Here is a 19859-nt window from a genome sequence, read left to right as displayed (position 1 = left end):
GGCGACCCCCCCGGGCGGGGGGGGCCCCCGGGCGTTGCGGGCCTGGTGGCGCCGTGGGGCGTTGTGGGGGTCGGGCGGGCACGCCCCCCCCCCCCCCCCCCACGCCAACTGCCGAACTCGCGGGGCACACTGCCGACCAGCAGCCGCCCAGGTGAGGACCTCAGTCCTGCGTCTCCAGCATCCGGCGGCGGGCGCGGACCAGCGCGGCGCCCCCGGCCGTGAGGCCGAGCGCGACGGCGGCCACGCCGGCGACCTGGACGCCGGTCTGCGCGAGCGCGCCCGGGGCCTGGGCCTCGCCGATCGCCTGGACCGGCAGGCCGAGGTCGACGGCGGTGCCGAGCCCGGGCGTGTTCGACACGGGGATCGTGCCGCCGCCGTCCGACCCGTCACCCGAGCCGCCTCCGTCTCCGTCGCCCCCGTCGCCGGGGTCGCCGCCGCCCGGGCCGCCGCGCTCCGGGCTCTCCAGGAGGTCGTCCACGACGCCGTCCTCGCCGGTGACCGCGCCAATCGTGCCGGGCACGTCGCCGCGGCCGAGGTTCTCGCCCACGGAGCCCACGTCGCCGATGACCTCGGCGGGCAGGTCGTCCAGCACGCCGCGCCGGGGCGCGTCGGCGCCCAGGACGTCGTCGACGGCGCCCTCCTCGCCGGCCACCGACGTCACGGCGCCGGACACGCCGCGCACGACGCCCTCGACGGGGCCGCTGCCGGCCGCGGGCGCCTCGGTGCCGCCGCTGGTCACGACCTTCACCACGTCGTCGACGGCGCCGTCCTTGCCGGCCACCGACGTCACGGCGCCCGTCACGCCCGTGACGGTGTCGTCGACGGCGCCGTCCTTCTTCGTGACCTGCTCGACCGTGTCCGTCACCTGGGTCAGCGTGCTGTCGACCGCGCCGCCCTTGCCGACCACGGCGTCGACCGTGCCCGACAGCAGGTCGCCCAGGCCCCCGGACTGCTGCTCGACGCTCGACATGGCGCCGTCGGCCGCGGTCGCGGAGATGGTGCCCGTGACCATCAGTCCGCCCGCGACGAGCACGGACGGCAGCGCGCGGCTCACCAGCTTTCGCTTCATGGTTCTCCCCCTGCGTCTGGATCTCCCTGTCTGGGAACGCGCATCACCATGACCGAAATATCGGGTGAATTCAAGGATATCCGGTATGTTTCGCACCATGATCGCGCCAGGCTCCGGGGCAGCCCCGCAGATCCACCCGCTCGAGCCCGGCGACCCGCAGGAGCTGGGCGGATACCAGCTCCTCGGCCGCATCGGGGCCGGCGGCATGGGGGCCGTCTATCTCGCGGAGACCCGCACCGGCCGCAAGCTCGCCCTCAAGGCGATCCTGCGGGAACACGTGCAGGACCCGGAGTTCCGCACGCGGTTCCGCCGGGAGGCGGCGGCCGCGATGAAGGTGCGCGGCAGGTTCCTGGCCACCCTCATCGACGCCGACCCGGACGGCGACCAGCCGTGGCTGGCCGTCGAGTACGTGGCCGGCCCCGCGCTCTCCGCCGTCGTCCGCACCCAGGGGCCGTTGCCCGAGCCCGACGTGCGCCGCATGCTCGCCGGGGTGGCCGAGGCGCTGCGGGCCGTGCACCAGGTCGGCATCGTGCACCGCGACCTCAAGCCGTCCAACATCCTGCTCGCCCAGGACGGCCCGTTCGTCATCGACTTCGGCATCGCGCAGGGGTCCGACTCGACGTCGCTGACCCGCACCGGCCTCAAGGTCGGCACGCCCGCCTTCATGGCGCCCGAGCAGGTGCGCGGCAGCCTCGCGACACCCGCCGCCGACGTCTGGGCGCTGGGCGCCGTCGCGCTCTACGCCGCGACCGGGCAGCGCGCGTTCGGCGAGGGCGACACCACCGTCGTCTACTACCGCGTGGTCCACGAGGAGCCGGACCTGAGCGGGTGCCCGGAGTGGCTGCTCCCGCTCGTCCGGGCCTGCCTGGCCAAGGACCCCGAGGCCCGGCCCGGGTTGCAGGAGGTGCTCGACTTCCTGGACGACGTGCCCGCGGACGGGCGGGCGGGCGCCGCGAAGATCCTCCCGGCGGGGGCGGCCGGGGCCGCCGGCACGGGCACGGGCACGGGCATCGGCACCGGCACCGGCACCGGCACCGGCACCGGCACCGGCACCGGCACCGAAGACGACGACACGACCGCGCTGCGCGACGACGGGACGGTGGTCCGGGCGGTCGGCACGGCGGCGAACGCGGGGTCGGAACCGGCGTCGGGACCGGCGCCGTCGTCGGGACCGGCGTCCGGACCTGCGCCCGCGCCGGAACCCGCGCCGGACGCACCCCGTCGCGGCCTGCTGACCCGGCCGACCACCTGGCTCGTCGCGGCGGCCGCCGTGGTCGTCCTCGGGGGCGGCACGACGGCGGCCGTGCTCGGCCTGCGCTCGGGAGAGGCGGGCGCCGCTGCGTCGGGGACGCCGTCCACGGCGGCGTCCGGACCGGCCTCGGAGCCGGCCGCGGCCTCCGGGGAGCCGTCCGCGTCGGCGTCCACGGCGCCGCCGTCGGTCATCGACGAGTGCCTCGTGGGGCGCTGGGAGCAGACGGACCTGGCGACGGAGATCTCGGCCCAGGGCGAGACGTACCCGACCACGGGCTGGACCGGGCGCGTGGTGGAGTTCCGCCCCGACGGGACCCAGGTCGTGGAGTTCGACGACGCCGAGCCGCTCCGCGCCGACCTGCCCGCCGGGGAGTACGTCGAGACCTGGACCGGCACGGCCACGTACACGGTCTCGACCAAGGGCGGCACGCTCACCTTCGAGACGGTCGACTTCGCCGACACCGAGGTCACGCGGGAGCTCGGCGACAACGGCGACACCTACGAGCCCGAGGGCCTGTCCCAGCCGCTGGAGTACACCTGCGACACGACGACCCACACGCAGTGGACGAACGGCTTCGAGGCAACGTTCACCCGCCTCGACTAGCTCGTTGAGTGCTGGGTATCTGCGGGTTTCCGGCCGGAGAACCCGCAAATACCCAGCACTCAACGAGGAGGGTCAGGACGTCGCGCGCTCCGCGCGGTTGACGGCCGAGACGATCGCCTTGAGGGACGACAGCGTGATCGACGGGTCGATGCCGACGCCCCACAGGACGTCGTCGCCCACCGCGCACTCGACGTACGCCGCCGCGCTGGCGTCGCCGCCCTCGGACAGGGCGTGCTCGGTGTAGTCGAGCACGCGTACGTCCACGCCCACCTGCGCGATCGCGTTAACGAACGCGTCGATCGGGCCGTTGCCCGTGCCGGTCAGGGTCAGCTCCTTGCCCCGGTCGGTCACGTCCACCTCGAGCGTGTCCTGCGCGCCCTCGGCCGAGACGGCACGGGTGCCGCGCAGCGTGAGCCGGCCCCAGTGCTCCAGGCCGGACGCCGCGTTCTCCTCGACCGGCAGGTACTCGTCGGTGAAGATGCGCCAGATGTCCGCGCCGGTCACCTCGGTGCCCTGCTCGTCGGTCACCTTCTGCACGGCGTGCGAGAACTCGATCTGCAGCCGGCGCGGCAGGTCCAGGTTGTGCTCGCTCTTGAGCAGGTAGGACACGCCGCCCTTGCCCGACTGCGAGTTCACGCGGATCACGGCCTCGTAGGACCGCCCGACGTCGCGCGGGTCGATCGGCAGGTACGGCACGCCCCAGTCCAGGTCGTCGACGCCCACGCCGGCGGCCTCGGCCCGCCCGGCCATGTGCTCGAAGCCCTTCTTGATGGCGTCCTGGTGCGAGCCCGAGAACGCCGTGAACACCAGGTCGCCCACGTACGGGTGCCGCTCGTGCACCGGCATCTGGTTGCAGTGCTCGACCGTGCGGCGGATGCCGTCGATGTCGCTGAAGTCGATCTGCGGGTCGATCCCCTGCGAGAACAGGTTCATGCCCAGGGTCACCAGGTCGACGTTGCCGGTGCGCTCGCCGTTGCCGAACAGACAGCCCTCGATGCGGTCGGCACCGGCCAGGTAGCCCAGCTCGGCGGCCGCGACGGCCGTGCCGCGGTCGTTGTGCGGGTGCAGCGACAGGATGACGTTCTCGCGGTGGGCCAGGTGCCGGCTCATCCACTCGATGGAGTCCGCGTACACGTTGGGCGTGGCCATCTCGACGGTCGCGGGCAGGTTGATGATGACCTTGCGCTCCGGCGTCGGCTCGAAGACCTCGATGACCTCGTTGCAGATGCGGACCGCGAACTCCAGCTCCGTGCCGGTGTACGACTCCGGGGAGTACTCGTAGTAGATCCGGGTGCCCGGGACGGTCTCCTCCAGCTTGCGGCACAGCTTCGCGCCGTCGAGCGCGATGTCCACGATGCCGTCCTGGTCGGACCGGAACACGACCTCGCGCTGGAGCACGGACGTCGAGTTGTACAGGTGCACGATCGCCTGCTTGGCGCCCGTGATCGACTCGTAGGTGCGCTCGATGAGGTGGGCCCGGGCCTGGGTCAGCACCTGGATCACCACGTCGTCGGGGATCCGGTTCTCCTCGATCAGCTTGCGCACGAAGTCGTAGTCGGTCTGGCTCGCGGACGGGAAGCCGACCTCGATCTCCTTGTAGCCCATCTTGACCAGCAGCTCGAACATGCGCAGCTTGCGCTCCGCGTCCATCGGCTCGATCAGGGCCTGGTTGCCGTCCCGCAGGTCCACCGCGCACCAGCGCGGGGCCTTCTCGATGCGCTTGCCCGGCCAGGTGCGGTCGGGCAGCTCGAGGCTGATCTGCTCGTGGAAGGGCCGGTACTTCTGCGTCGGCATGCCCGACGTCTGCTGCGGGTTGTCCTCGATGATCCCGCCTGCTGCGCCGTGCACGGTCGTCTCGTGAACTCCGCCGGGGGTGGTGGCGGTGATGCTGTTCTCCATCGTCTGTCCTTCGCTCGGTGAGGTTGGCCGGCACACCAAGCCTCCGCGACGAGGGACCGGCCTGTCTAGGCCTCGTCGCGGCAGCGAAGGAGAAGGATCACCGTCAGGCGCACGCGGTCACTGTACCCCTCGTCCGGACCGTGGGCGCCAGTCACGCCCACGATCCGGACCTGACCCCACGTGCAGGAGGGGCGCCCGCGCACACGTGTCGGACGGACAGGTCACCGGAGTGACCTGTCCGTCCGACACGTCGGGGGGGTCAGCGGCGGCTGCGGAGGGCCGCGTCGACCTGGGGGTCGCCCAGGGCACCCAGCCAGTCCAGCAGCGCCGGGTACGTCGACGGGTTCGCCGCGACCTGCGGGCGCAGGTGCGGCGCCTCCTGGACGATCTTCGCCAGGTCCGCGAGCGGGGTGGCCGGGTCGAGCGCGACGGCGGGGGTCCACCGGCCGCCCACGGGCGGCAGCACCGCGGTGTGGCCCGACTCGGAGCCGTAGTCCGACGACGCGGCGCCGGCGCCCTGCCCGGAGACGACGCGGCGCGTGGTGTGCTCCTCGACGTCGCCGGCCGAGCCCTGTGCCGGAGCGGCCTGCTGGCCGTTGCCGACCGGCCGGATGCGCGCCGTGGGCTGGGCGGTCGGGTGGGCGCCCGACGTCGGCTGACCGGACGCCACCGGCTGTGCGCCCGACACGGGCTGTGCCGCCCCGGGCGTGGCGCCCGGGCGGACCGGGGGCAGGGTCGCGGTCGCGTCGACCGGGCCCGCCACCGCGGGCATGTCCTCGACCGTGCGCATGGAGCCGAGCGAGACCTCGCCCGAGGCCGGCTGCGACGCCTGCACCGGGACCACGCCGCGCTGGCCGGCGGTGGCGCCCGCGACGGTCCGCACGGCACCGGTCGAGGTGACGCGGCGCGGCTCGGCGGGACGGCGGAGCTCCGGCGCGCTGCGCACGGGCTCCTCCGGGAGGGTGGCCGGCGGGGCCTTGTCGCCCTTGGGGCGCGGCGGGGCCCACACGTAGGCCTGGCTGCGGTCGACGTCGGCCTCGCCGCCGATGCCGGCGGTCTGGAAGTGCTCGCGCACCGCCTTGGGCACCATCAGCGCGCTCGCCGCGACGATGGGCAGGGCCAGCGCCATGAGCAGGTCGCCAAGGTTCACGCCCAGGCTCGCGCCCGACGTCGCGATGACGACGACGAGGCCCAGCACGCCCGCCACGCAGGCGGCGCCGACGGCGGGCACGTGGCCCGTGGTGGGGTCGCGCTTCAGGGACCGGCGCGCGAACCAGGCGATACCGGCCACGACGACGCCGAGCACGAGCCGCACAACCAGCGTGACGCCGGCGCCGGACCCGATGAAGCCGGGGTCGATGAGCTGCACGAGCGCGGCCAGCGCGCTGCACACCGCGAGCAGGACGATGACGTCGAACGCCCGGATCGCGACCCGCACCCAGACGCCGGCGGCGTGCTCGGTGCTCTCCTCGGCGTCGGCCGCCGCGGGGTCGCGGCGCACGGCGGGCGAGCCCGCCACGGCGGCGGCGAGCGGGAGCAGCACGAGGCCGAACCGGCTCGGGTCGGTGACGCCGGGCTGCATCGACTCCATCCCGGTCAGCGCGCCGCCGGAGGTGAAGACGAACAGGAGCGCGAGCACGATGCCGACGGCGACGAGCACCAGCCGGGACGGCCGGTCGTGCCGCACGGTGCCGCCCACGAGGAGCCATACCAGGCCGAGCGAGAGCGCGAGCCACACGGGCGCGAGGAGGCGGTCGCCCAGGGTCGCGCCGTCGGCGAGCTCGGCGAGCAGCGTGGAGACGACGGCGCCCAGGGCGATGAGCACACCCACGCCGGCGAGGCCGAAGCGCCAGGCGCGCACCACGGCGGCGTCCTGGTCGACGGGGCCGAGCTCGCTGTCGCGCGGGGTCGCGGCGAGCGCCGCGCCGGCGAGCGCGAGGCCCAGGCCGGTGCCGACACCCGCGCCGCCGCGCAGGTCGAGCACGAGGTGGACCAGCCCGATCACGGCGAGCGGGAGCCCGGCGACCAGGCGGGCGCGCCGTGTCGAGTGCACGGTCCACGTGACGGGCAGCACGCCGAAGCGCGCCAGGTAGGGCAGGGTCAGCGAGGCGAGCGACAGCGCGACCGCCAGCACGACCTCGACCCGGTCCGCCGAGCGGTCGGTGAGGTTCCACGGGAGGGCGAGCGACACGAGCAGGGCGAGCGCGGCGATGGCGTCCCGCACGTAGTCGGCGGCCGCGATGTTCGCGAACGGACCGACCGCGCCGGCGTCCTCGGCGGCGGTGTCGGGACCGGCCTCCGGGGCGAGCGTGGCGACGTGCTCGTGGCCGAGGCTCTCCGTCGGCGCGCCGTTGGCGTCGTCCGCGACGTCGGCCGAAGTTCTCTCGTCACGCTCCGAAGCGTGCTGGTCCATCATCCGTTCACTCCTCGATAACGCCGCTGGTCGAGACTGGGGAAGTGTGGCTGGCGGCGCTGGGGCCCACCACGTTTCTACCCGTTGGGTACCGGCTCTGTCAGGCCGTGGCACGGCGAGTCCGGTCACACCTGTATTTCTGCGCACGTCCATCACATCTGGTGTGCGTGGGACATCCGCCGTCGGCGACAGCCGGCAGCACACCGAGGTCACAGGAGAACGCAGTGGACCCAGCAGCCGCACCGGCCCCCCGCACCTGCGACGTCTGGCTCGTTCCGGTCCGACGCCGCGAGACCTGGACGCGCCTGCTGACCGTACCGGATCGGGAGCAGGTCGTGGGCCTGGACGCACGGGCCGCGGACGTCCACCTGACGTCGCGCGCGGCGCAGCGGCTGATCCTGGCCCGGTATCTCGGGGTCGCACCGGAGGACGTCGTCGTCGAGCGGGCGTGCGACCGGTGCGGCGACCCGCAGCACGGCCGGCCGCACGTCGCGGACGCGGCCCTGGACTACTCGGTGTCGCACACGCGCGCCTGGGTGCTGGTCGCCGTGGTGGGCGACGGCCGGGTGGGCGCCAACCTCGACGCCCGGCCCGCGGAGCGCGACCTGGACGACCTCGCGGCGGCCGCGCTCACCCGCGCCGAGCACCATGCCTGGCGCCGTCTCCCGGCCCGCGACCGCGCGGACGCGCTGCTCGCGTCGTGGACGCGCAAGGAGGCGACGACCAAGCTCACCGGGCACGGCCTGGCGATCCCCCTGCGGGACCTCGACGTGACCGGGCCGCGCCCGAGCCTGGTCACGGCCGACCCGTCGGTACGGCTCCCCCACCCCCGGCCGTACCTGACGCACGTGCCCGCGCCGGCGGGGTACAGCGCGGCGCTGGCGACGACCACGCACGTGGACCAGGTGCGGCACCTGCGGCTCCCGGACGAGATCCCCGACGCCGCCCCGGCCCGCCGTCTGGCGGGAGCGGCCGCGCGGTCCGGCTACTGAGGCTCCTTCACCAGGCGTTCGGCGACCACGAACGCAGCCGGTGCGGTCGCCTCCGGCCTGCTGAACCCGGGTCAGATACCCGGGTCAGATGCCCGGGTCAGATACCCAGGTCAGATGCCCGGGTCAGATGCCCAGCTGGTAGGCGCCCCAGTACGCCAGGGTCACCAGCAGCGCCGTCGCGCCCAGCACCGTGGCCCAGAAGCCCGTCGAGACCACGGCGACGGCGGCGCGGTGGGGACGATGCGGCTCCGGCCGGACGGCGTCCGGCGGAGCCGGGTCGGCGTCCGGCGGGCCCGGGTCGGCGCGCACCGCGTCCGCGGGGCCGCGGTCGGCGACGGACATCCTCAGGTCCCGCACACGGTTGAGCAGCAGCGCGGCGGCGACGACGGCGACCAGGCCCAGCAGGCGCACCGCGATCCAGCCGCCCTGCACCACCAGGGCGTTCTTCTCGTAGTCCAGGGCCAGCCGGGCGACGGCCCCGAGGTACGCGGCCAGGCCGAGCATCGTCGCCACGGCCCCGACGCCCAGCCCGGTCAGGGGTGCGCGCAGCCCCCGCGCGAGACGGACGCCCGGGCGGCCGGACCGCCGTCGGGCCACCCGGCCCGCGAGCGCCGCGCCGCCCAGCAGGAGGGGGCCCACGACCAACAGCCCGCCCGCGGTCACGACCACCCCGACCAGCCAGTCGCCGTCGCCGTACCAGTGCGGCTGCGGCACGGGCGCCGCGAGGTAGAGCTGCTCGGGCTGCGCCCCGGCGACCTGCGGCGGGGCGGACGCCGTGGCCGGCAGCCCCAGCACCCAGTCGGCGACGTCCCGCGCGAAGTCGGGGTGCAGCACCAGCCCGCCGGGCGTCTCCACGTTGATGCCGTGGTTGGCGCGCTCGTAGAACCGCACCGTCACGTCGTCGGCGTCGGCGTCGGCCAGGAGCTCGCGCGTGCCCTGCTCCAGCGGCATGGAGGCGTCGTTGGTGCCGAAGACCGCGAGGATCGGGTCCTCCTGCTCCCGGAGCCAGGGGCGGACGTCGAAGTCCGCGTATTCGAACCCGCCGCCCGGCACCTTCATGCCCACCGCGCGCGGGATCGCCCGGAACACCCCGCCGGGCACGTCGGTGTTGCGCAGGTAGTTGTCGACGGCGTAGGCGGCCTGCTGCCGCGGCGGCACGATCGGCGCCGAGACCAGGATCTGGAACGCGAGCCGCGGGTCGTCGACCATCATCACCGGCGACACCCACGCCCCCTCCGACTCGGCGTACAGGCCGACGTCGTCCGGGTCCACGCCCGGGACCTCCCGCAGGAACCGCACCGACCAGGCGTAGTCGCGCGCCATCTGCTCGTAGTCACGGTGCCGGGTCGAGTAGTTGTCGAGCCGCTTGTCGGGCACCAGCGTGGTGATCCCCGCGCTCGCGAGCGCGGTCGCGGCGAGCGTGAACGCGTCGGTGGCCTTGCCGGTGCCCGCGCCGTGCACGAACACGATCCCGGGACGGCCGGCGTCCTCGTCGGCATCGACTCCCCCGGCGTCGCCGGCCCCCACCGGCTCGCGCAGCAGGCCGCCCACCTCCCGGCCGTCGGCCAGCGGGATGGTCACCGGGGTCTCGCGCACCTCGAAGTCACCGGGTTCCCCGGCGTCGGGGTCGGCGCCCCCGATCGCCGTCGAGGAGGTGGCCAGGTGCAGGTGGTCGGTCACCGGTTCCGGCTCCCAGGCGGGGCCCGCGACGGCACCCGTGACGGCCAGCGCGACCAGGATCGCGGCGGAGGTGGCGACGGTCCGAAAGAACACCTTCGGATGCTACGCCCGGCGCCCCGTTCACTCGATCCGGAACGCGCCCCGAGCAGGCGGATCACGCGGTCGCGCGCCCCTCACACCGGCGGGCGCGAGTCCAGCATCTCCTGCGTGTCCCACGTCAGCTCCCCCGACCGCAGGTCGGCGACCACGGCGCGCACCCAGTCCAGCTCGGCGCGCGTGGTGACCACGAGGTGCTCGTGCTCCAGGAGGAGCACGCGGGGCAGGCCCCACTCCTGCGCGTCGGCGGCCTCGCGCTCGGCCGCGGCGAGCACGGCCTCCAGCGCGGTGGCGCGCTCCGCGAGCCGGTCCCGCACCAGGTCGGGACCGGTGATCGCGACCACGGCCAGCACCGCCCGGAACTCGGGGAACTCGCGCGCCGGCGTCGCGAGCGCCGCGTCCATCCAGCGGCGCAGGGCGGCGGAGCCGTCGGGGGTCAGGGCGTAGACGATCCGGGCCGGGCCGGCGTCGGCCGCCAGCTTCTCGTGCACCTCGATGAGGCCGTCGCGCAGCAGGCGCTCGATCGACTGGTAGACGCTGTTGCTGCGCGCCACGTTGACGACGTCGTCCTTGCGCCGCGTCTTGATCAGCCGCTGCATGCGGTAGGCGTGCATCGGCTCCTCCGCGAGCAGCGCGAGCAGCACCATGGCGAGCGGGGAGCGCGGCCGGGAGTCCTGGGTCACGGCGCCCAGCCTAGGCGGACGGGTTGCGGTTGATCGGTGGCGGAACATCTTGCCATTTTATGGTTAGCCATTTTATGGTGAGTGCATGAGCGCGATCATCATCGGAGCGGGCATCACCGGACCCGTGACCGCCATGGCCCTGCAGAAGGCGGGCATCGACGCCGAGATCCACGAGGCCTACGGCCGCACCGCGGACGGCGTCGGCGCCTACCTCACCCTGGCGCCGAACGGGCTCGCCGCCCTGCGGGTGCTCGACGTCGACCACCGCGACCTCGGTGGTTTCGACACCCCCGCGCTGGAGCTGCGCGGGTCGGACGGCCGGCTCCTGGCCCACCTCGGGATGGGCCGGGACGACGACGCGGGCACGGTCAGCCAGACCGTCCGCCGGTCCGACCTCTACGTCCGGCTGCGCGACGAGGCCGTGCGCCGCGGGATCCCGATCCACTACGGCCGGCAGCTCGTCGACGCCGCGGCGGCGGGCGCGGGCGGCGTCGTCGCCTCCTTCGCCGACGGCACCACCGCCGAGGGCGACCTGCTGATCGGGGCCGACGGCCTGCACTCCCGCACCCGGGCGATCCTCGACCCGGCCTGCCCGCCGCCCCGCTACACCGGGCTGCTCAACACGGGCGGGTACGCCTCGGGCATCTCGGTGGACGGCCCCGTGGGCGTGTTCACCATGATCTTCGGCCGACGGGCCTTCTTCGCGTACGTGAACCGCGGCCCCGGCGACGTCTGGTGGTTCGCGAACGTGCCGCGCGCCCGCGCGGCGACCGACGCCGAGCTCGCCGCCTGGACCCCGGAACGGTGGCGCGCGGAGCTGGTGCGCCTCTTCGCCGACGACGCCGGCCCCGCGCTGCGGATCCTCGCCGCCACCCCGGAGATCATCGCGCCGTGGAACACGCTCGACCTGCCGAGCGTGCCCGTGTGGCACCGCGGCCCGATCGGGCTCGTGGGCGACGCCGCGCACGGCATCTCGCCGACGTCCGGCCAGGGCGCCTCGCTCGCGATCGAGGACGGCGTGCTGCTCGCCCGGTTCCTGCGCGACCACGGCGACCCGACCCGCGCGTTCGCGGCCTTCGAGGCGGCGCGCCGGACCCGGGTCGAGCGGCTCATCGCGCAGGCGAAGCGCACCTCGAACCAGAAGATCCCGAACCCGCTGACCCGGGTGCTGCGCGACCGGGTGATCCTGCCGCTCGTGAGCCGCGCCGCGGCCCGGTCCACGAACGACTGGGTCACGGACTACCGCATCGACTGGGACGCCCCGGCCGACCGCCTCCCGGCGTGACCTCGTCGCCACCTCCGGCGTCCACCCCCGGCGTCCACCCCATCACCTTTGAGGCCCGGGTTTCTCCTCTTTCAGCCGCCTGAAAGAGGAGAAACCCGGGCCTCAAAGGGAACCCGCCGAAGCAGGGCGGCCGCGGCACGGCCACAGGCAGCCGTCGGAGCAGGGCGGCCGCGGTCCGGCCGCTGTCAGCCGGGCCCGCGCGTCAGGCCGGGGTGCCGTGGCGGCCCGCGCCCGCGGCGAAGTCGGCCGCGCCCGCGTAGGCGTCCGCCGCCAGGGAGCGGGCGCCGTGCTCCCACTCGCGGGCCAGGGCTTCCGTCTCGGAGAGGCCCCACTGGTCCAGCACGGACGCGCGGTCCTCACGCAAGCACACCTGCGGGAACGCCGCGAGCGACGCCGCCAGCGCCACGGCCGCCGGCACCGCCTGCCCCGCCGGCACCACCCGGTTGGCCAGGCCGATGCGCAGCGCCTCGTCCGCGTCGACGGACCGCCCGGTCAGGATCATGTCCATGGCGTGCGACTGCCCGATCAGCCGGGGCAGCCGCACGGTGCCGCCGTCGATCAGCGGCACGCCCCAGCGGCGGCAGTAGACGCCGAACACCGCGGTCTCGTCGGCGACCCGCAGGTCGGCCCAGGCCGCCAGCTCCAGCCCGCCCGCGACGGCGTGCCCGGAGATCGCGGCGACGACCGGCTTGGTCAGCCGCAGCCGGGTGGGCCCCATGGGTCCGTCGCCGTCGGGCGCGGCGCGGTTGCCGTCCGGGGTGCCGAGCGCCTTGAGGTCGGCACCGGAGCAGAACGTGCCGCCCGTGCCGTACAGCACGGCGGCGGTCGCGGCGTCGTCGGCGTCGAAGGCCCGGAACGCGGCGGCGAGCGCCGTCGCGGTGGGGCCGTCGACGGCGTTGCGGCGCTCGGGACGGTCGATGCCGATCAGGGTGACGCTGCCCTCGCGGGTGACCAGGACGCTCACCGGCTGCCCTCCCACAGGGGCTCGCGCAGCGCGCGACGCAGCACCTTGCCCACGGGCGACAGCGGCACCGAGTCGACCGCGCGCACGGTCTTGGGCACCTTGTAGCCGGCGAGCTTGTCGCGCACTGCGGCCTGCAGCGCGGCCTCGTCGACGACGGCGCCCGGCGCGGGCACGACGAACGCGGTGACGGCCTCGACCCAGGTGTCGTCGGGGGCGCCCACGACGACGGCCTGCGCCACCGACGGCTGGGCGAGCAGCACGTCCTCGACCTCGCGCGGGTAGACGTTGTAGCCCCCGGTGATGATCATGTCGCTGCGGCGGTCCACGAGATAGAGGTAGCCGCGCTCGTCCACACGGGCCATGTCGCGGGTGCGCAGCCAGCCGTCGCCGGCGAACATCTCCGCGTTCAGCTCGGGCGCGGCGTGGTAGCCGGCCATCGTGAACGGCGCGCGGACCCGGATCTCCCCGATCTCGCCCGGCGCGACGGGGGTGCCGGCGTCGTCGGTGACGAGGATCTGGGCGTCGAGCGCGGGCTGGCCGCAGGAGCCCAGCAGGGACGCGTCGGTGTGGTCGGCGGCGTCGAGCACCGTGAGGCACAGCGGCGCCTCGGTCTGGCCGTAGTACTGCGCGAACCGGGGTCCCCACACGTCCATGGCCTGCTCGATCACCGGTCGCGGCATGGGGCTGGCGCCGTAGATGGCGGTGCGCAGGGAGGACACGTCAGCGCCCTGGGCGACGCCGGACGAGAGCAGCATCCCGATCATCGTGGGCACCAGGTTGATCTCCGTGGCGCGGTACCGCGCGATCGCGTCGACGTAGCCCTGGGGCTCGAAGCCGGACAGCACCACGGACTCCCCGCCGCGCAGCCAGTAGGGCAGCACGAACGTGCCGCTGGCGTGGATCAGGCTGGCCGCGTGCAGCATCACGGAGTCGCGCGCCGGGCTGACCAGGTTGGTCAGGATGTTCGCGACGATCGCGGCGTAGCTGGCCTGGGTGTGCTCGACCGCCTTGAGCGTGCCGGTGGTGCCTGACGTGTACAGCAGCAGGATCGGGTCCTGCGGGTGCGCGGGCAGGTTCGGGTCGGCCGTGGAGACGTCCTGCATCGCCACCAGCAGGTCCGGTCCGCCGACGGCGCCGGGCGCGCCGAGGCCCAGCGTCGTCAGGCCGTGCGCCGCGGCGAGCTCGCCCGCCCGCTCGGCCAGGGCCGCGTCGTGCACCAGGAGGCGCACCTCCGTCTCCTGGAGCATGCGGCCCTGCTCGGTGGCGGACAGCCGGGCGTTGAGCGGCACCCGCGTGACCCCCGCCTTGAGGCAGGCGAAGTCCATGGCGATGGACCACAGCCCGTTGCCCATCAGCAGCGCCACGCGCGCGCCCGGCTCGGCGCCGTGGGCGTGCAGCACCCGCGCGATGGCGTTCGCCGCGGCGTCCACCTGCGCATACGTCAGGGACTCGGCACCGAAGCGGACGGCGGTGCGGGGCCCGAACCGGGCGGCGCCGCGGCGGACCAGGTCAACGGTGAGCATGCTCTTCCTCCACGACAGGTGTCCGGTAAGTACGTTTCGTGACCGTACTACCGGGTCTGCGCGGCGCGGAAGGGCGCGTCGACTACGTCACACCGCGGGCGCCACCCTCAGCGCACCACGTAGATCTCGGTGCCCGACGACCGCGCTCGCTGGTACCGGACGGGCAGGGCCTGCGGGTGCCGCACCCAGGGCGACGGGACCCAGGCGAGGTCGTGGTCCTCGACCGCGAGCTCCAGGTCGAGCTCGGTGAGCAGCCGGTTGATCGCGACCCGCGCGATGATCCGTGCCTGCCGCGACGCCGGGCACCGGTGCGGCCCCACGCCCCAGGCCAGGTGCGCCCGGTTGCCCACCTCGTCCCACATGTTCCCGGTGTGCACCAGCGGGTCCTGGTTGGCGGCGGCGACGGCCATGATCAGCGCGTCACCCTTGCGGATCAGCTTGCCGTCGAGCTCCAGGTCGCCCATCGCGTAGCGAGGCAGCGGCGGGTTCGCGGCGGGCGCCTCGCGCCACAGCACCTCGTCCAGCGCGTCGTCCAGGGCGATCCGGCCGCCGGTCCAGCGCGCGGCGAACCGCTGGTCCGTGAGCAGCAGCCGCAGGGTCAGGGCGATCCACGCCGTGAGGAACTCGCTGGCGGCGATGAGCGGCACCGACATCGAGTCCGCGATCTCGCGGTCGTCGTGGAAGCTCGGGTGCCGCACGAACGACGACGTGAGGTCCGACCCCGCCGTCGCCTTCCGGGCCTGGACGTGCGCCATGAGGTTGCGGCCCATCCGGTCGCGCGCCTGCGCCGCCTCCGCCGTGTGGTCCATGATGTGCGCCGAGTCGACCATCATCTGGTTCGCCGTGTCGTGGTCGAAGCCGAACAGCGCTGTCACCGCGAGGAAGCCCACCTTCTTGGCCCAGTCCCGGACCAGGTCGGCCTCCCCGCTGCCGCCGAGCTCCTCGACCAGCCGCATGCTGACTTCCTCGACCTGCGCCACCACCAGCTTCTCCGGCAGCGCCTCCAGCCCGTCGTCCAGCGGCTGGCGCAGCCGCTGGCGCAGCTCGCCGTCGTGGTGGTACGAGGAGTTGCGCGGCTCCCGGGGCGAGATGCCGAGCAGCGCCGAGCGCTCCGACAGCAGCCCGTCGTAGTGCCAGCGCCAGTTGCGCGGGTCGCGGGAGAACTGCGACTCGTTCCGCGTGATCTCGCAGATCTCCGCGTGCCCCATCACCAGCCACGCCGGCACGCCCGGCTCCATGTCCACGGGCGCCACGACGCCCCATCTGGCGCGCAGGACGTCGTAGATCTCCTGCGAGTCCGCGCCTCCGGTGGTTGCCGACAAGGGGGTGAGCCCGGTCAGGCTCGTGAGCTCGACGGGGGGCGTTCGAGCGACCACTCTCTCCATCCCACAATCACAGCACAGTGTCCGTATTGCCCGTAATCCTGGCTGCGATATTCGAGACCCGGTCGCACGGGTGCACCGGGTTGCGCCCCCGGAAGCCACCCGGGACGCGGCGTCAGAAGCCCAGGCGGCGCAGCTGCTTCGGGTCGCGCTGCCAGTCCTTGGCGACCTTGACGTGCAGGTCCAGGTACACGCGCTGGCCCAGCAGCTTCTCGATGCCCTGCCGGGCCTCGGTGCCGACCGACCGCAGCCGGGACCCGCCGCGCCCGATGATGATCGCCTTCTGCGAGTCGCGCTCCACGAACAGGTTGACGCGCACGTCCAGGAGCGGCGGGCGGCCCTTGGCCGGGTCGCCCGAGCCCTCGCGCTCGACGATCTCCTCGACGACCACCGCGAGGGAGTGCGGCAGCTCGTCGCGCACGCCCTCCAGGGCGGCCTCGCGCACCAGCTCGGCCACCATGACGGCCTCGGGCTCGTCGGTCAGCTCGCCGTCCGGGTACAGCTCGGGGCCCTCGGGCAGGTGGGAGACGAGGACCGCCTCGAGCTCCTCCACCTGGTACCCGTCCTTGGCGGAGACGGGCACGATGTCGGCCCACTCGCGGTCCACGGACCGCGCGAGCTGGTCGACGGCGATGAGGTGCTCCATCAGGTCGGCGCGCGGCACCAGGTCGGCCTTGGTCACGACGGCGACGACGGGCACGGCCCGGCGGCCGGTCATCAGCTCGGCGAGCTGCGCCGCGATGTAGCGGTCGCCCGGCCCCACCTTCTGGTCCGCGGGCAGGCAGAACGCGATGACGTCCACCTCGGACAGCGTGTCCCGGACCAGGTCGTTGAGCCGCTCCCCCAGCAGGGTGCGGGGCCGGTGCAGGCCGGGGGTGTCCACCAGCACGAGCTGGGCGTGCGGGCGGTGCACGATCCCGCGGATCGTGTGCCGCGTGGTCTGCGGCCGCGCCGACATGATCGCGACCTTCTGCCCCACCAGCGCGTTCGTCAGGGTCGACTTGCCGGCGTTGGGACGCCCCACCAGGCAGGCGAACCCGCTCCGGTGTGCGGCGGTCTGTTGCACGGCGGGCTGCTCGCTCAAGAGGTCACTTCCTTCTGGTCACGCTTCTGATCACGGTGGTCGTGCTGGTCGAGACCACCGTTGCTGTCTTCCGGCTCGCCCACCGGTTCCGTGCGGTGCACGAGGATCGTCGAGATCTGCTTGCGGCGGCCCTCGACCCGCTCCGCCTCCAGGTGCACGCCGCCGACCTCGACGGAGGCGCCGGCGAGCGGCACCTTGCCCAGGGCCTTGGCGAGCAGCCCGCCGGCGGTGTCCACGTCGTCGTCGTCCAGACGCAGGTCGAACAGGTCGCCGAGCTCGTCCACCGGGAGCCGGGCGGGCACGCGGAGCACACCGCCGCCCAGGTCCTCGACCTCCTGGACGGGCACGGTGTCGTGCTCGTCGGTGAGCTCGCCCACCACCTCCTCCAGGAGGTCCTCGATGGTCACCAGACCCGCGACGCCGCCGTACTCGTCGACCACCAGCGCCATGTGGCTGGCCGAGGCCTGCATCTCGCGCAGCAGGTCGTCGATCGGCTTGGACTCGGGTACGAACACGGCGTCGCGCGCGACGTCGGCGGCCGGACGCCGGGACGGCTCGGGCGCGGCGCCGCCGTCGCCCACGGGCCAGTGCACCGCGGCGACGACGTCCTTCAGGTAGGCGACGCCGACGACGTCGTCCACCGACTCGCCCACGACAGGCACGCGCGAGAAGCCGGACCGCAGGAACAGCCGCAGGACCTTGTCGAGCGAGGTGTCGGCCGTGACGGTCACCATGTCGGTGCGGGGCACCATGACCTCGCGCGTGATGGTGCCGCCCAGCTCGATCACGGAGCGGAGCAGCTCCCGGTCGGACTCCTCGAAGGCGCTGGACTCCCCCACCCGGTCGGCGATGTCGCGCAGCTCCGCCTCGGTGGGCGGCGACGGGTCGACGTGCGGCACCGAGATGCGGGTCAGCCACGCGACCGCGCGCGAGACGCCGGTCAGGGGGCCGACCAGCGCGAGCAGCACCGCGACGGGCCGGCGGAAGCCGAGCGCACGCGGCGAGACCCGCACGAAGATGACGCCGACCACCACGCCCACCACGAGCGCGATGAGCATGACCGGCAGCTCGTTGGGCACGCCCTCGCCCGGGATCGCCTGCTGCACCAGCAGGGTCCCGGCGGCGATGGCGACCACCTCGGACATGACCCGCACGAGCGCGAACGAGGCGACCGTCGCCGGCGGGTCCACGACGAGCGCCTGGGCCCGCCGGATGCGGGCGGCGCGCAGCGGGTCGGGCGACTGCCCCAGCTCGGCCTCCGCGAGCGCCTCGGTGAGGGACGCGCGGGTGACGCGCAGGAGCGCGGCCTCGCCGGCGGAGAGCATGCCCGCCAGCGAGAGGCCGACCAGCATGACAAGGGTCAGGAGCAGGACGATCACGCCGGTCACCGGGTCGCGAGGAAGGTCAGGAGAAGCTTGCGCTGCAGGCCGAACATCTCCTTCTCCTCCTCCGGCTCCGCGTGGTCGTAGCCCAGCAGGTGCAGGATCCCGTGCGTGGTGAGGAGCAGCAGCTCCTCGGTCGTGGAGTGGCCGGCGGCCTTGGCCTGGGTGACCGCGACCTCCGGGCACAGCACGATGTCGCCGAGCGTGCCGGCCGGGGTGATGTCGCCGTCACGGCCCGGGCGCAGCTCGTCCATGGGGAAGGAGAGCACGTCCGTGGGGCCGGGCTCGTCCATCCACTGCACGTGCAGGTCGGACATGACGGTGGTGTCGACGAAGATGATCGACAGCTCCGACTGGGGGTGGACCCGCATGGCGTCGATGACGAAGCGGCCGAGCGCGGCGAACTCCGCCTCGTCGACCTCGAACCCCGACTCGTTGTTGACCTCGATGCTCACCTGCGCTGCCTCTTGCTCCCCGGACGGTGGTCCTGCGGCTGGCGGCCCGGACGGCGGTCGTCCGTGAGCACGTCCCACCGCGCGTACGCGTCGATGATGTCGCTGACCAGGCGGTGCCGCACGACGTCGGACGACGTCAGGCGGCAGAACTCGACGTCGTCGACGCCCAGCAGGATGTCCTCCACGACGCGGAGCCCGGAGGTGGTGCCGCCCGGCAGGTCGACCTGCGTGGCGTCGCCGGTGATCACCATCTTGGAGCCGAAGCCGAGGCGGGTCAGGAACATCTTCATCTGCTCGGTCGAGGTGTTCTGCGCCTCGTCGAGCACGATGAACGAGTCGTTGAGCGAGCGGCCGCGCATGTAGGCCAGCGGCGCCACCTCGATGGTGCCGGCCTCGATGAGCTTGGGCACCTGCTCGGGGTCGACCATGTCGTGCAGCGCGTCGTACAGCGGCCGCAGGTAGGGGTCGATCTTCTCCGACAGCGTGCCGGGCAGGAACCCGAGGCGCTCCCCGGCCTCGACCGCGGGGCGCGTCAGGATGATCCGGTTGACCTGCTTGGCCTGCAGCGCCTGGACGGCCTTGGCCATGGCGAGGTAGGTCTTGCCGGTACCGGCCGGGCCGATGCCGAAGGTGATGGTGTTGGTGTCGATCGCGTCCACGTACGCCTTCTGCCCCACCGTCTTGGGCCGGATGGTGCGGCCCCGGTTGGACAGGATGTTGAACGTGAGCACCTCGGCGGGGCGCGACGCCGACGCGTCGCTCAGCATCGCCACCGAACGCTTGACGACCTCGGGCGTGAGCTGCGTGCCGGCCTCGACGACCTCGATCAGCTCGTCGAGCAGCTGGGTGACCAGGGCCACGTCGCCCGCCGGTCCGTTCACCGCTATCTCGTTGCCACGGGCATGGACGTCGACGCCGGGAAAGCCCTCCTCGACGGCCCGCAGCACCGAGTCCCGGCTCCCGAGGAGCGCGACCGTCGGGATGTGGGCCGGGACGACGATCTTGTGCTCGATCCGGGTCTGGGACTGTGTGCTGGGCGTAGTTGTCATGAGCCGGCCCCGCGGGGCCGATCCGCTCCTTCATGCGGTAGGGATGAC

The 19859-nt window shown here is 73.8% G+C and carries 15 protein-coding genes; 3 read left to right on the top strand and 12 right to left on the bottom strand.

Going from position 1 to position 19859, the window contains the following annotated elements:
- Positions 1-160: 160 nt before the first annotated feature.
- Positions 161-1069, bottom strand: a complete 909-nt coding sequence (locus ACH45N_RS26255; RefSeq protein ID WP_397398934.1) for a hypothetical protein — start codon at positions 1067-1069, stop codon at positions 161-163.
- 85 nt (positions 1070-1154) lie between these two features.
- On the opposite strand from ACH45N_RS26255, the gene ACH45N_RS26250 reads away from it, so the two are divergent.
- Positions 1155-2924 carry a serine/threonine-protein kinase gene (locus ACH45N_RS26250; RefSeq protein ID WP_397398932.1) on the top strand — a complete coding sequence of 590 codons (1770 nt, stop codon included), beginning with the start codon at positions 1155-1157 and terminating at the stop codon, positions 2922-2924.
- Between the two features lie 72 nt (positions 2925-2996).
- Here the strand turns inward: ACH45N_RS26250 and leuA are convergent, their stop codons facing one another.
- Positions 2997-4718 (bottom strand): 2-isopropylmalate synthase, encoded by a 1722-nt coding sequence (gene leuA / locus ACH45N_RS26245; protein WP_397399507.1) that lies wholly within the window; start codon positions 4716-4718, stop codon positions 2997-2999.
- A gap of 364 nt (positions 4719-5082) precedes the next feature.
- On the bottom strand, positions 5083-7239 hold the full coding sequence (locus tag ACH45N_RS26240) for a hypothetical protein (RefSeq protein WP_397398930.1): 2157 nt from the start codon (positions 7237-7239) through the stop codon (positions 5083-5085).
- 221 nt (positions 7240-7460) lie between these two features.
- On the opposite strand from ACH45N_RS26240, the gene ACH45N_RS26235 reads away from it, so the two are divergent.
- On the top strand, positions 7461-8228 hold the full coding sequence (locus tag ACH45N_RS26235; RefSeq protein WP_397398928.1) for a 4'-phosphopantetheinyl transferase family protein: 768 nt from the start codon (positions 7461-7463) through the stop codon (positions 8226-8228).
- Positions 8229-8351: 123 nt separating this feature from the next.
- Here ACH45N_RS26235 and ACH45N_RS26230 read toward each other — a convergent pair whose 3' ends face one another.
- Positions 8352-10001, bottom strand: coding sequence for an alpha/beta hydrolase family protein (locus tag ACH45N_RS26230; protein ID WP_397398926.1), 1650 nt, complete (start codon positions 9999-10001; stop codon positions 8352-8354).
- 80 nt (positions 10002-10081) lie between these two features.
- On the bottom strand, positions 10082-10687 hold the full coding sequence (locus tag ACH45N_RS26225) for a PadR family transcriptional regulator (protein ID WP_397398924.1): 606 nt from the start codon (positions 10685-10687) through the stop codon (positions 10082-10084).
- 85 nt (positions 10688-10772) lie between these two features.
- On the opposite strand from ACH45N_RS26225, the gene ACH45N_RS26220 reads away from it, so the two are divergent.
- On the top strand, positions 10773-11972 hold the full coding sequence (locus ACH45N_RS26220; protein WP_397398922.1) for an FAD-dependent monooxygenase: 1200 nt from the start codon (positions 10773-10775) through the stop codon (positions 11970-11972).
- A gap of 202 nt (positions 11973-12174) precedes the next feature.
- Here ACH45N_RS26220 and ACH45N_RS26215 read toward each other — a convergent pair whose 3' ends face one another.
- From ACH45N_RS26215 to ACH45N_RS26185, 7 genes are all read right to left on the bottom strand, one after another.
- Positions 12175-12936, bottom strand: coding sequence for a crotonase/enoyl-CoA hydratase family protein (locus tag ACH45N_RS26215; RefSeq protein ID WP_397398920.1), 762 nt, complete (start codon positions 12934-12936; stop codon positions 12175-12177).
- The gene (locus ACH45N_RS26210) at positions 12933-14459 is read right to left on the bottom strand and encodes a class I adenylate-forming enzyme family protein (RefSeq protein WP_397398918.1); all 1527 of its coding nucleotides are present in this window, start codon (positions 14457-14459) and stop codon (positions 12933-12935) included. The genes ACH45N_RS26215 and ACH45N_RS26210 overlap by 4 nt, the downstream gene beginning before the upstream one ends.
- A 107-nt stretch (positions 14460-14566) precedes the next feature.
- Positions 14567-15844, bottom strand: coding sequence for a cytochrome P450 (locus ACH45N_RS26205; protein WP_397398916.1), 1278 nt, complete (start codon positions 15842-15844; stop codon positions 14567-14569).
- A gap of 112 nt (positions 15845-15956) precedes the next feature.
- A complete protein-coding gene (gene era / locus ACH45N_RS26200; protein WP_397398914.1) occupies positions 15957-16925 on the bottom strand; it encodes a GTPase Era in 969 nt (322 codons plus the stop codon).
- Complete coding sequence (locus ACH45N_RS26195; RefSeq protein ID WP_397398912.1) at positions 16922-18304, bottom strand: hemolysin family protein; 1383 nt, start codon at positions 18302-18304, stop codon at positions 16922-16924. The genes era and ACH45N_RS26195 overlap by 4 nt, the downstream gene beginning before the upstream one ends.
- A 5-nt stretch (positions 18305-18309) precedes the next feature.
- Positions 18310-18762 carry an rRNA maturation RNase YbeY gene (gene ybeY / locus ACH45N_RS26190; protein WP_397398910.1) on the bottom strand — a complete coding sequence of 151 codons (453 nt, stop codon included), beginning with the start codon at positions 18760-18762 and terminating at the stop codon, positions 18310-18312.
- Positions 18759-19811 carry a PhoH family protein gene (locus ACH45N_RS26185; RefSeq protein WP_357487385.1) on the bottom strand — a complete coding sequence of 351 codons (1053 nt, stop codon included), beginning with the start codon at positions 19809-19811 and terminating at the stop codon, positions 18759-18761. The genes ybeY and ACH45N_RS26185 overlap by 4 nt, the downstream gene beginning before the upstream one ends.
- Positions 19812-19859: the final 48 nt, after the last annotated feature.

It is taken from the genome of Promicromonospora sp. NPDC019610, assembly GCF_044389365.1.
Taxonomy (GTDB): domain Bacteria; phylum Actinomycetota; class Actinomycetes; order Actinomycetales; family Cellulomonadaceae; genus Promicromonospora.
The sequence above is the reverse complement of the archived record's forward strand: the minus strand, read 5'-3'. Positions and strand labels throughout refer to the sequence as shown.